This is a genomic window from Dyadobacter psychrophilus, assembly GCF_900167945.1.
Lineage (GTDB): Bacteria > Bacteroidota > Bacteroidia > Cytophagales > Spirosomataceae > Dyadobacter > Dyadobacter psychrophilus.
In genome coordinates, this window is sequence record NZ_FUZA01000004.1 from 462,031 (window position 1) to 474,577 (window position 12,547).

13 protein-coding genes are annotated in these 12,547 nt (G+C 44.3%); 10 read left to right on the forward strand and 3 right to left on the reverse strand.

The genetic code is table 11. The features are described 5' to 3' along the window. Nucleotides 1-96: 96 nt before the first annotated feature. From B5X68_RS17985 to fabF, 4 genes are all read left to right on the forward strand, one after another. A complete protein-coding gene (locus tag B5X68_RS17985; protein WP_082216180.1) occupies nucleotides 97-681 on the forward strand; it encodes a TetR/AcrR family transcriptional regulator in 585 nt (194 codons plus the stop codon). A gap of 71 nt (nucleotides 682-752) precedes the next feature. Next, the gene (locus B5X68_RS17990) at nucleotides 753-1,502 is read left to right on the forward strand and encodes an SDR family oxidoreductase (protein WP_082216122.1); all 750 of its coding nucleotides are present in this window, start codon (nucleotides 753-755) and stop codon (nucleotides 1,500-1,502) included. A 49-nt stretch (nucleotides 1,503-1,551) separates the two neighbouring features. Continuing rightward, nucleotides 1,552-1,788, forward strand: coding sequence for a DUF2798 domain-containing protein (locus B5X68_RS17995; RefSeq protein WP_170916676.1), 237 nt, complete (start codon nucleotides 1,552-1,554; stop codon nucleotides 1,786-1,788). 33 nt (nucleotides 1,789-1,821) lie between these two features. Next, complete coding sequence (gene fabF, locus B5X68_RS18000) at nucleotides 1,822-3,072, forward strand: beta-ketoacyl-ACP synthase II (RefSeq protein ID WP_082216123.1); 1,251 nt, start codon at nucleotides 1,822-1,824, stop codon at nucleotides 3,070-3,072. A 9-nt stretch (nucleotides 3,073-3,081) separates the two neighbouring features. Here fabF and B5X68_RS18005 read toward each other — a convergent pair whose 3' ends face one another. Then, nucleotides 3,082-3,879: an HAD family hydrolase gene (locus B5X68_RS18005; RefSeq protein ID WP_082216124.1), complete on the reverse strand. Its 798-nt coding sequence runs from the start codon at nucleotides 3,877-3,879 to the stop codon at nucleotides 3,082-3,084. Nucleotides 3,880-4,060: 181 nt separating this feature from the next. On the opposite strand from B5X68_RS18005, the gene B5X68_RS18010 reads away from it, so the two are divergent. Beyond that, nucleotides 4,061-4,960, forward strand: coding sequence for an EamA family transporter (locus B5X68_RS18010; RefSeq protein WP_082216182.1), 900 nt, complete (start codon nucleotides 4,061-4,063; stop codon nucleotides 4,958-4,960). On the opposite strand, the gene B5X68_RS18015 is transcribed toward B5X68_RS18010, so the two are convergent. Together B5X68_RS18015 and B5X68_RS18020 are read right to left on the reverse strand one after the other, a co-directional pair. Next, on the reverse strand, nucleotides 4,957-5,586 hold the full coding sequence (locus B5X68_RS18015) for a class I SAM-dependent methyltransferase (RefSeq protein WP_082216125.1): 630 nt from the start codon (nucleotides 5,584-5,586) through the stop codon (nucleotides 4,957-4,959). The two genes, B5X68_RS18010 and B5X68_RS18015, sit on opposite strands and share 4 nt — an antisense overlap. A gap of 4 nt (nucleotides 5,587-5,590) precedes the next feature. Then, on the reverse strand, nucleotides 5,591-6,505 hold the full coding sequence (locus B5X68_RS18020) for a UbiA family prenyltransferase (protein WP_082216126.1): 915 nt from the start codon (nucleotides 6,503-6,505) through the stop codon (nucleotides 5,591-5,593). A gap of 38 nt (nucleotides 6,506-6,543) precedes the next feature. Between B5X68_RS18020 and B5X68_RS18025 the strand changes: the two genes are divergently transcribed. From B5X68_RS18025 to B5X68_RS18045, 5 genes are all read left to right on the forward strand, one after another. After that, a complete protein-coding gene (locus B5X68_RS18025; protein ID WP_082216127.1) occupies nucleotides 6,544-8,094 on the forward strand; it encodes a M20/M25/M40 family metallo-hydrolase in 1,551 nt (516 codons plus the stop codon). A 100-nt stretch (nucleotides 8,095-8,194) separates the two neighbouring features. Next, entirely contained in the window at nucleotides 8,195-9,586 is a 1,392-nt protein-coding gene (locus B5X68_RS18030; protein WP_082216128.1) for a leucyl aminopeptidase family protein, read from the forward strand. A 108-nt stretch (nucleotides 9,587-9,694) separates the two neighbouring features. Then, nucleotides 9,695-10,909 (forward strand): ATP-grasp domain-containing protein, encoded by a 1,215-nt coding sequence (locus tag B5X68_RS18035; protein WP_082216129.1) that lies wholly within the window; start codon nucleotides 9,695-9,697, stop codon nucleotides 10,907-10,909. A gap of 117 nt (nucleotides 10,910-11,026) precedes the next feature. Beyond that, nucleotides 11,027-11,572: a hypothetical protein gene (locus tag B5X68_RS18040; RefSeq protein ID WP_082216130.1), complete on the forward strand. Its 546-nt coding sequence runs from the start codon at nucleotides 11,027-11,029 to the stop codon at nucleotides 11,570-11,572. A 98-nt stretch (nucleotides 11,573-11,670) separates the two neighbouring features. Next, on the forward strand, nucleotides 11,671-12,471 hold the full coding sequence (locus B5X68_RS18045) for a PDDEXK nuclease domain-containing protein (protein ID WP_229208468.1): 801 nt from the start codon (nucleotides 11,671-11,673) through the stop codon (nucleotides 12,469-12,471). The last annotated feature ends 76 nt before the right edge of the window (nucleotides 12,472-12,547 follow it).

Sequence of the window (12,547 nt, forward strand, 5' to 3'; positions counted from 1 at the left end):
TTTTTTGTTTTGATAAAACATTTTTTAAAAATAAATGAGACTTTACTTGCAAAAATATACCGAACGGTATATTTTTGTGTTGTCAATTTGAAGCACATGAACAAGGCAGAAAAAACCAGGCAATTTATCATTGAAAAAACGGCACCGATTTTCAATGTAAAAGGCTATTCAGGCACTTCAATTAATGATATGATCGAGGCTACGGGCCTGACGAAAGGGAGCATTTACGGGAATTTCCGGAATAAGGACGAAGTGGCGCTGGCTGCTTTTGATTTTAACCTCAAAAAAATGTTCAGCGCTGTGCAGGCAGAAATGGATGCGCAGAAGTCGGTGAAAGAGAAGTTGATGGTGTATGTTCGCATTTACGAAAATTTTCTGACCTACCCGTTTCCCGAGGGCGGTTGCCCAATTCTCAACACTTCCATCGAAGCCGACGATACCCATCCGCCACTCCGCCAAAAAGCGGCTGATGCGATCTATTCCTGGAAAAACAAAATCGAAGCACTGATCAAGAAGGGCATTGTGGACAACGAATTAAGCGCTGAGCTGGATCCCGAGGACGTCGCTATTACATTGATCGCGCTGGTTGAAGGCGGAATTATGATCAGCAAAGTAACGGGCAAGTTGCAATACAGGAAGTCGATTATGAAAGCAGTTAAAAAAATGATTGACGATTTATAGCATTTTTTTTAAACACAAATATACCGATCGGTATATTTTAATACTAACAGTTCAATTAAACAAAAGCAAAAATGAAAACTTCAGGAAATACAATTTTGATCACAGGAGGAAGTGCAGGAATCGGGTTTGAGATAGCAAAGATCTTTTCAGAAACAGGAAATAAAGTGATCATTACCGGCAGAAATGCAGACCGCCTTACTAATGCAGTCTCAAAACTGAACAATGCGACCGGGATCGTTAGTGACGTTGCTGACAAGCAGGATGTGGAAAAACTCGTTTCCACATTGAAAAGCGACTTTCCGAACCTCAACATTGTAATTAACAATGCAGGAGCAGCCTCTTATTATTTGCTTAATAATGTGGACAACGCTTATGAAAGAGCTGAGGAAGAGATTTTGACAAACTACTTGTCTATTGTCGGCTTGAATCAAAAACTGTTGTCACTGCTGGGAGCGCAGCCGGAATCGGCCATTGTGAACGTTTCAAGCATTGCGGCATTCGTGCCAAACCACGTGATCCCAACTTATGCTGCCAGTAAGGCTGCGTTGCATTCATACACACAGTCGCTGAGGTTAACATTGGAAAAGTCTACGTCCGTGAAGGTTTTTGAGTTGATGCCTCCATTGGTGAACACCGAATTCTCAACAGAAATAGGCGGAGAAAACGGCATTCCTGCGAGTGAAGTAGCCGAGGCTTTGGTCCACGCATTTGAAAATGACACTTACGAAATCCACGTCGGCAGAACTGCGGATCTGTTTGGATTATTCCTGCAATCTCCCGAGCAAGCGCTTTTGGCAATGAATCCTTTGCACGCAGCATGACATTGAAGTGTCCGCCGGTAACAATTTTGAAACCAAATAAAAATAGAAAATGAAGCAAAAAATTGCGTTTGCGATGATTATGGGAGTAATCACTACGGGTATAATTTCCTTTAGTTTGGTTTCTATAAATATTGGATTTGTTGCCAATTTTTTGGTGATTTGGCTGAAATCCTGGATTATGGCCTATACGATAGTCATTCCGGTGATATTGCTTGTAGGTCCAAGAGTGCAAAAAATGGTGGAAACCTTATTCAAAGATGCAGTGACTCAGGAGCTTGACGAATAACTCCTGATGTTGTCGAGAAAATTCTAAATTTTTATGAGAAGAGTAGTTGTTACTGGTTTGGGAGTTATTTCTCCCCTCGGAAATTCGGTAGATGAATTTTGGGAAAATATTGTGAATGGTAAAAGCGGTGCTGCCACTATCACGAAAATGGACGTTTCTAAGTTTAAGACGCAATTCGGCTGCGAAGTTCGCAACTTCAATCCGGAGGATTATATTGAAAAAAAAGAGCTTAAAAAGTTCGACCTGCACACGCAGTATGCGATTGCGGCATCGGACACGGCCATTAAAGACGCCGGACTTGATTTCAGCACGATCGATGTGGAGGACCGCTATGACATGGGTGTGATCTGGGCAACAGGAAACGGGGGAATGGGCACTTTTGAAGACCAGCTGCTCGAATTCCATGCGTCGGGTGGTGTTCCGCGTTTCAGCCCTTTCTTTATTCCAAAAATGATTGTGGACATTGCAGCAGGCGTTATTTCGATCCGTCATAAGTTACACGGCCCGAATTACTGCACAGTATCAGCTTGCGCTTCGTCCAACACAGCGGTTATCAGCGCTTTTGACACCATTAAAATGGGCAAGGCCAAGTTAATGATCGCAGGAGGCTCGGAAGCAGCCATTATTTACTCTGCATTGGGTGGTTTTGGTGCGGCGCAGGCGTTATCGAAACGCAATGATGCCCCTGAAAAAGCTTCCCGTCCATTCGATAAGGACCGCGACGGTTTTGTAATGGGCGAAGGAGCGGCTGCATTGGTGCTCGAAGATCTGGATTATGCAGTGGCGCGCGGTGCAACAATTTATGCCGAAATAGTAGGAGGCGGAATGGCGGCTGATGCTTACCACTTAACGGGTACGCCGCCCGACGGAATGGGTGCGGCGCTGGGCATGAGAAAGGCTTTGAAAGAAGCGGAAATCACGCCGGACAAAATCGATTACGTGAATGCGCACGCCACGTCAACCGGACTGGGTGATATGAGCGAACTGAATGGCATCAAGACCGTTTTTGGCGATCATCCCGTTGCAATAAGTGCTACGAAATCAATGACAGGACACTTGTTGGGAGCGGCCGGAGCGATTGAAAGTATTGTTTGTGCGCTCGCAGTAAAGCATGACATCATTCCCGGCACGATCAATACGGAGACGCTGGACGACGCCACGCCGGAAGGAATGAACATTATATTAGGTGATTCTGTGAAGCAAACCGTGAATTACGCGCTGAATAACACATTCGGTTTTGGCGGCCACACGGCGACTTCCATATTTAAAAAATATACGGACTGACCCAACAGGCTAATCCGTAATTTCCGAAAGGATTTCAACAACCCCGTTTTCATCGTTACTCTTGGCGATGAAACGGGCTATTTTTTTAATGTCCGGGTGTGCATTGGCCATCGCATAAGAGTAATGTCCTTTTTGCAGCATTTCCAGATCATTGAGATAATCGCCGAAGATCATGGTCTGGTCGAATGTGACGTTGTATTTTTCCTGCAAAACTTCCATAGCGCGTCCCTTATTTGCTTTTTTGTGCGAAATGTCCAGCCATATCGGCCCGGAAACTTTCACCTGGAGGCTGTCTTCGAATTGTTTATAATGCGGATAACTGTTCACTTCTGAACCCGCAAGATCGCAAAGCGTGAATTTTAAAAACTGGTCGTTTTCTACTTTCGTCAAATCTTCAACGATCTCATATCTTTCAAAATACAGCTTTAAATGATTGATGAATTCAGGTTCGTCATTTTCCACATAAGCTTTTTTCTTTCCGCAAATCACCGGATAAGTGTCCTTGATAGGGCGTGAAATCTTTACCAATTCCATCACAATGTCTGCATCTATCGGTTGAATGTGGATTTCTTCATCCTTGAAAACAACATAACTGCCATTTTCTGCTGCAAAAATTACCTCATCCTTAACCTGTTCCAATGCCTTGGCCAGATTAAAATATTGGCGTCCGCTGGCGGCAACAAAAATGACGCCGCGGTCTTTTAATTTTCTGAAAATAGGGAAAAAAGATTCGTGTATTTCGTGTTTGGAGTTCAAAAGCGTGCCGTCCATATCGGTCGCTACAAGCCTGATTTCGGAAAAAGTCATATTGAATTGTATTGTTAACACTTAATTCAAGTCGAAAATAACGGCTAAGGTTCCTTTTTGCATTATTAAAGCATCAAAAGTTGAGAAACCAATGATTTTCAATGCCTCCGAACCCGTGCATTCTTTTTACTGTTTCCTAAAAACAGTCCATCCACGCCATTTGATACATATTACCAGCTCCATGAAATTTTCAAAATACTATCTGGCAGCATTTGTTTCGTTTGTAATCTGGGGGTTTTTTAGTCTGGCTTTGAAACCGCTTAAAGCTTACGCTTCTCTCGACATTCTGTTTTACCGCGTCCTTTTTTGCGCCGTTATCATGGCGGTGATCAGCCTGTTTGTTCGGATAAAAGTTTTGAAGGAAAACATTAAAACATTCCGTCAAATGCCTGCCGCGCAGAAAAAGAGAGTCACGATACTCACATTTGCAGGTGGACTTTTGCTGACAGCCAACTGGTTTTTCTTTATTTATGTGATGAACCATATCAGTGTTAAAGCAGCCTCTTTCGCCTATCTGGTATGCCCCATCATGACCACCGTGATTGCCTATTTTGTATTGAATGAAAAATTAAGCAAATGGCAGTGGTCAGCAGTTTTACTAAGTATTGCGAGTTGCATGTTGCTGTCGTTCAACAATGTATCAGACATTGCTTATAGCTTGATTGTGGCGGCTTCTTATGCATTTTATCTGGTAAGCCAGCGTAAAAATGTAGGTATGGACAAGTTTTTAGTGCTAACTGTTCAGATTCTTTTTTCAGCATTAATCCTGCTGCCATTCTATCCGCAATATAGCGAAGCGTTGCCGACAGAGTTCTCGTTTTACGCGCTCATCTTCCTCATAGCCGTATTGTTCACTATCGTGCCTTTGTATATGAATTTGTATGCATTACAGGGGGTAACCTCCTCTACGATGGGTATTTTGCTGTATATCAATCCTTTGATGAACTTTGTCATTGCACTGCTATATTTCCACGAGCCTATCAATTCGATCCAGATCACAGCATATTCACTGATATTAATTTCTATCGTTGTTTTTAATGAGCGTTTTATTTTCGGGAGAAGGCGTACAGCATTGGGTTAAGGCCTTTGGTATACAAATGATTTGATAAAATTTCCGTAAAAGAGCTTTTGAAAAACCACCTTGTATCCGGCATTGCTGTATAGCATTTCAATTTCAGGAAGGTCATTTGCTTCTACATTTGAAATAATCCTGAAAAAGAAATACATCGATTTCAACAGCCATCTTTGCCAGATTCGGCTTTGATTTTTTTCAATATTAAAATCAGTAAAAAGCCAAGACCCATTTGGAATGAGCAGATTATCAAGGACATTGAAGACAACTGCTGCTTTGTCCTCTTTAAAATTATCAAATAAGAAGGAGGTGACGATGATATCAAATTTTTCATTTGAATGAAATGTTTCGATTGCAGCGTGAATAAACTGAACCTTGTTTTCGCCTACCTTCCTTCTCCTGGCGACTGCAAGCATTTTCTCCGAAATTTCCACGTAGGTGATGTGAATACCGCTCGTCCGCATGCGCGCGATCTCTTCCAAAACCATCCCTGTTCCTCCGCCGGCAATAAGGATTTTCGCATTTTCAGGGATAAAATGTAAGACGGAACGCTGCGCCTCAGTCAGTGCATTTCCAAATACAACCTTTGAAAGCTTGTCGTAAAAACCGGCGGCGCGATCATAGTTGTTATTCATGGCTTTATTGTATAGTGAAAAAACTGCCTGCAATCCCACAGATAGCTTTTAATAACAGTAATCCGTCTATCACGATCAGATAAAAGAGCACGCTTTTGGGTTTTTGTAATGCAAACGCAACGCCTAGCAAACAAACAAACGGAAGCATGTTCAGGAGAATGGTCGGGGCGCTCAAATGCCGGAAGTGGGCGTATGTCAGGAAGGAAGCCAAGCCGATAAGGGACAAAGGCACGAGCACATAAACAATAGTATTGCCAAGCCCCATCCTGACTGCGAATGTTTTTAATTGAATGTTGGCATCGTCCGCATAATCTTTCATATCGAACATAATGGCGTTAACGGTGCAAAACATCCAGTTTTTGACAAATAGCCAGAACATAAAAATGGGCTCGTGAACCACAATGTCCTGCTCGATCCGAAGCATTGCGATTGGAAATACATTCACGATACCAGCCCAAACAAAGCCAATAACAAATGCTTTAAGCCAGCCGGTGTGCCTGAGATTGAATGAAATGATGGACTTTGGCAGCAAACCGTAATACAAGATCGCGGCAGCGAGAATGGTTAAAATGAGGAGCCAGTCTGCAAACGGCAAACGCAATAATTTGTCAAAATCACGAATCAACAACCAGCCTGCAATTCCGGCACAGCTTGTAAAAAGTACGTATTGACTGACTCGTGTAAAGCGGTAATGCGTTCGATACCACTCCGTTCGCGGGTTGCTGGAAAACGCAGAGCCCGGCGGGATAGAATATGCAATGGTGTAATAAAACACCGTAGCGCAGAAAATGAGGATATAATAAGGAACAGCGTTGAAAGGCAACCCAAGTTGAAACATCGTCTCCAGAGACAACGCTACGGCCAGGAGACCAACGAAGTAATTTGCAAAGAAGACGAATGAAACAATTTTTTTTACCATATATTAGGTAACAGATCAATTCTTAAACCAACATATTCATGAAAAGAATCTCCTTCCTTTTCCTATTATTATTCACGTTTCAAATCCGGCCTGGTTTCTCGCAGAGTAAAGATCCGGTTATTGAAAATATAGTTAAAGAAGCAACCGAAAACTCACAACTGGAAAAACTGGCGCATGAATTAATGGACGTGATCGGGCCGAGGCTCGTGGGATCGCCGCAAATGCAACAGGCGCACGAGTGGGCAGTGGCCAAATATAAAGGGTGGAACATTACGGCCAAAAATGAAAAATGGGGTGAATGGCGCGGCTGGGAACGCGGCGTGTCACACATTGACATGGTGGCACCCAGAGTGAAGTCGCTGGAAGGAATGCAGCTGGCGTGGAGCCCGGGAACAGGCGGGAAAACGGTGACCGCCGAGGTGATCATTCTTCCTGACGTTACGGATTCACTGGCTTTCCAGAAATGGCTGCCGACTGCAAAGGGCAAATTTGTGATGATCAGCATGAACCAGCCAACCGGCCGCCCCGATTATAACTGGCAGGAATTTGCGACCAAAGAATCATTTGAAAAAATGAAAAAAGAACGTGACGTCCAGACAGAAGCCTGGGCAAACAGGTTGAAAAAGAGTGGCTATACGGCGCGTACTTTGCCAGTTGCACTGGAAAAAGCGGGAGCCGCTGGTGTGGTCATGTCTTATTGGTCTAAGGGTTTTGGTGCTAACAAGATTTTTGGGGCGTATACCAAGACAATCCCAACTGTTGACATTTCACTTGAAGATTACGGCTTACTATATCGCTTGTCGGAGTCGGGGCACACGCCTAAGATCAGCGTTCGGGCAGATGCGAAGGAAACGGGCGTGAGCCAGACATTCAATACGATCGGCGAAATCAAAGGCTCGGAAAAACCGAATGAATACGTAATCCTCTCCGCTCATTTCGATTCCTGGGATGGCGGAACGGGTGCAACGGACAACGGAACGGGTACAATAGTAATGATGGAAGCCATGCGTATCCTTAAAAAAGTGTATCCTAATCCCAAAAGAACAATCCTTGTAGGACATTGGGGAAGCGAGGAGCAGGGGTTGAACGGTTCACGTGCCTTTGTGGAAGATCACCCGGAAATTGTGCAGAACATTCAGGCGGTCTTTAATCAGGATAACGGAACTGGGAGGGTTATTAACCTTTCGGGTCAAGGTTTTTTGAATTCATATGAATATCTGAGCCGCTGGCTAACCAAGGTTCCTGACAACATAAAAGCGCCTATTGAATCTAAATTTCCCGGTGCGCCTGGCGCTGGCGGATCCGATTTTGCGTCTTTCGTAGCGGCTGGCGCTCCGGCATTTTCATTAAGCTCTTTGAACTGGTCCTACGGGACTTATACCTGGCATACCAATCGGGATACGTACGACAAAATCGTGTTTGATGATGTGCGCAGCAATGCAATTCTGGCTGCTATCATGGCTTACCAGGCCAGCGAAGATCCTACCAAAACCTCCCGCGAGAAGAGCGTTTTGCCATTGAATGCGAAAGGCGAGCCGGCTGCATGGCCAGAGCCAAGAAAGCCGACCCGCAGAGGCGGATTGGATTAAAAGGCGGGTTTCGTACGCCAGTCGTCCCGGTAGACTCAACGTGACAATTTGATTGAGCGGGCCGGGCAGTTAAAATGATTTTAATGATTTACAAGATACAATGCAGATAAAACAAATTTTGGAGGCCACGGACGATGTGTTGCTGATCCGTCCGTTTGAACAAGGTTCCGAGCCCGAAAATCAAGCCATGTTCAAGGCTGAAAAAGGCGAAATGTGGTGGTATTCTTCCAGGGAACTCTGGATCGGGCTGGGGAAATCACCGCAGCTTCCGGCTATTACCAGGATTTTCAGGTCGCTTTTTTTCAAACGCAAAGACCGCTGGCCGGACGAGATTGTTCTGGATTGCAAAGGTCGTGAACCGGAATGGATCGAGAATGCCGTGAACGGGATTATCTTGGGTGGTTATGATCTGCAACTTTATAAAACAGAACCCAAGCTGTTAAGCGCCTTTTTTAAAACCGGAACATTGTCGGTTTTGACAGAAAAAAATACTCCTGAACTTGATGAATCAATAAATGTTGCCCAGAAGACTGCGTTGGTTCAGTTGCGGATCATGGATCTGATGAACGCTCCGTCGAATTACAAAAATCCTGCAACGCTTGCAGAATGGGCAACCGCATCAGGTGAAAGCAATGGTTATAGAGTGACTGTATTTGACAAAACCCGGCTTGAAGAACTGGGTATGCATGCATTGCTGGCTGTTGGCAAGGGAAGCGCGGCACCGCCATTAATGATCGTTTCGGAATATGAACCGGAGCATTATACCAAAACCGTTGCGCTTGTAGGTAAAGGCGTAACATTCGATACAGGCGGGATTTCTATCAAAACTTCTGCCAATATGCACCTGATGAAAAGTGATATGGGCGGTGCGGCGGCCGTTTTGGGTGCCGTGGAACTGGCTGCGCAGTTAAAACTTCCGGTCAGAATCATTGGTGTAATTCCGTCCACCGAAAACAGTGTTGACGGACTATCCATGAAGCCGGGAGATGTAATAGGTTCCTATTCGGGTAAGACCATTGAAGTGATCGATACGGACGCCGAGGGCAGGTTAATCCTCGCTGACGGCCTTAGTTATGCGATACGGGAGTTCAGGCCGGACACAATAATCGATCTGGCAACGCTTACAGGAAGCGTGATTCAGACATTGGGTTACGAAGCGGCCGGTCTTTTCACGCCGAGCGACACGCTTGCAGAAGCACTGGCAAAAGCGGGTGATATAACCGGGGAAAGATTGTGGCGGCTGCCCATTTGGGATGCCTATAAAGAGGAGATCGCATCCGACATTGCGGATGTAAAAAATTACCACGGCAAACCATTGGCAGGGGCCATTGTGGCTGCCAAATTTCTGGAAGCATTTACAGACGAACATCCGGCGTGGGCACACCTGGACATTGCGGGGACGGCGTTTGGCGATACGGAATTTGCTCCGGGCCGGGCTGGCACTGCTTATGGCGTACGTTTGTTGCGCGCTTACCTGTCAGCGATAATTTAAATGGCCCTTGTCTTGCTAAATTGGTTCTTTTTGCTAGATTTGAAAAAGGAAGTTCTGGGTTGAACATTCAGAATTTTTGTCAGCTACTTTCCACAAAAGCTTAATTTTATGGCCCGAGCGCTTACTTTTCTCTGCATATCAACATATTTCAAGGGCAACGATTTTTTGAAGGCTTTAAAGGAATCTGGTAACAAGGTCTTCCTCATCACAGCCAAGAAATTGGAGCATAAGCCCTGGGTAAGGGACTCGGTTGACGAGTTTTTTTATGTGGAGGAAGGGGAAGACGGGAAGTACAACATGAACGAGATCATTAACGGTCTTGCTTACGTGATGCGCGACAGACCAATTGACCGCGTGGTGGCACTGGATGATTTTGATGTGGAAAAAGCAGCGCATATCAGGGAATATTTCCGGATTCCGGGCATGGGCCAGACAACGGGAAGATATTTTCGGGATAAACTGGCGATGCGAACCAAGGCGGCAGAGTCAGGCATTTTGGTTCCGGGCTTTTCTGCGCTTTTCAATGATGAAGCCATTAATAATTTCATAGAAAAATATCCTGGTCCCTGGATGATCAAACCCCGGTCTGAGGCTTCGGCAACGGGAATAAAGAAGATGGAAAACGCGGCGGAATTGTGGGAGACCATTCATCAGCTTGGCGATAAACGGCACGCTTATCTGGTGGAGCAATACAAACCCGGGAATGTTTATCACGTAGATTCCATTTCGTATAATGGTCGGGTTATTTTTTCCTGGAACAGCAAATATCTGGCGCCGCCTTTTGATGTGGCACACGGAGGCGGCATTTTCAGATCGGTAACCGTGCCGTTTGATTCCTCGGAAGAGCATGCATTAGAAACACTCGCTGTGGATCTTTTGAAAGCATTTGGATTAAAGCACAGCGCTTCGCATACGGAGGTTATACGCTGCCACGATGATGGAAAATATTATTTTCTGGAAACATCTTCGCGGGTAGGGGGTGCCAATCTTTCGGAAATGGTGGAAGCTTCTTCGGGCATCAATCTCTGGAAAGAATGGGCCAAAATGGAGACGGCGGAAGCAAAAGGAGATAATTACAAGTTGCCGGCCGTCAGAAAAGATTATTCGGGCATCATTATTTCGCTGGCGAGGCAGGAATGGCCGGACTTATCCGTTTTCAATGATCCGGAAATTGTGTGGCGCATGAATGAGCCGTACCATGTGGGGTTAGTTGTGAGGGCGAAATCGCGGGAGAAGGTGATTGAATTGTTAGATAAATACGCAGAGATTATTCAGAAAGATTACCATGCATCGGCTCCCGCTCCGGACAGGCCCGCACATTAAGTAAGTCATAAATAGCATTGCGTTGAAGCATTCAGGTTGTATTAGTCACGCGTACAACCTGAATGCTTTTTTTGTTTGATTTTACACCCCGATGTTTAACCTAAACTATTTTGAACAATGTACAACTTTACAAAATCGCTTTGTATCATTTTGTTGTTGATCCTGGCATTTGCCGGTTGTAAGGATGACAAGGAAGTCGAGCCCAAAAACGCCTTGATGCACGATGGAAGGGAGTTTGAGATCTCCAAAGGACTGTTAATCCATTTGGGAAAATACCCCGAAGGCGAAAGTGGACAAGTCCTTTTCCTCTCTTCCGATGGTGTAAAAATCCGCGAATCTGGCGGCCATATCGATTCCATTTACGGGATAGGACACGGGATTTATTTTGAGCTGATCAGTGCCACAGGAACTGAATTGGATGAAGGCGAATACACATTCGACAACGACTTTACCATAGAAGTGAAGACTTTTTTTGATTCCTACGTAGTCTTCAACGGTGACTTTGCAACAGAGGACGGCGAATATTACGAGCTGAAAGAGGGCAAGCTAACCGTAAAAAAAGATGGCCCCAACTATATTCTCGACATTGACTGCATAGAAAGAAACAGCAAACACGTGACCGCTCACTACAAAGGCCCGTTGACGTTTTATGACGAGGAGTAGAAATTTTTAAAAATAAATTGAAAATAACGTGACCTGAATTGTGACGCTGCGTCTAAACGAGTGAAAAAGTAATAAACACTTTAAACTCGTTTGATAATATGATGAATGATCAATTAGAAGGCCAGCATTTATTCTCCTCTGTAAAACAGCTGATAGAGCAAAGCAAGCGGCAAGTTGCTATCTCTATAAATGCAACAATGAGTATGTTGTATTGGCAGATTGGTAAAAAAATCAATGATGAAATTCTTCAAAATAAGCGGGCGGAGTATGGCAAAACAATTGTCGCTACACTGTCGCGACAATTGGAAATGGAATATGGCAACTCTTTTTCAGAGAAAAATTTATGGAGATTGACCCAGTTTGCCGAGGTGTTTACTAATCAGGATGAGGTTCTTGAATTAACGCGGCAATTAAGCTGGTCACACATTAAAGAACTGATTCCTATTAATGAGCCTTTGCGACGTGAGTTTTACACGCATCTGTGCATACACGAAAACTGGAGTGTAAGAACTTTTCGGGAACGCATCAAATCCATGTTATACGAACGAACTGCCATTAGCAAAAAGCCGGAGGAGACGATCATCAATGATCTTAATCTGCTAAAAACCAAGCAAAAGTTAAATCCCGACCTCGTTTTTCGCGATCCCTATTTTCTGGACTTTCTCGGATTGAAAGATGCTTACTCAGAAAAAGATCTGGAAACTTCCATCATTGTTGAACTTCAAAAATTTATCATTGAACTTGCCAGCGATTTTGCATTTATGGCAAGGCAAAAGCGCATTACAATTGATAACTGCGATTATTTTATCGACCTACTTTTCTATCACAGAAGGCTAAGATGCCTTGTAGCAATTGATCTGTTATGTTGTGCACAACATAAAAGTTCATATGTTGTGTAATCAGTTATGTGTTGCTAGCCACCATTCTGGCCACATTGCGATCAAAACAGTTTTTAACAACACATAATTGCCTGCT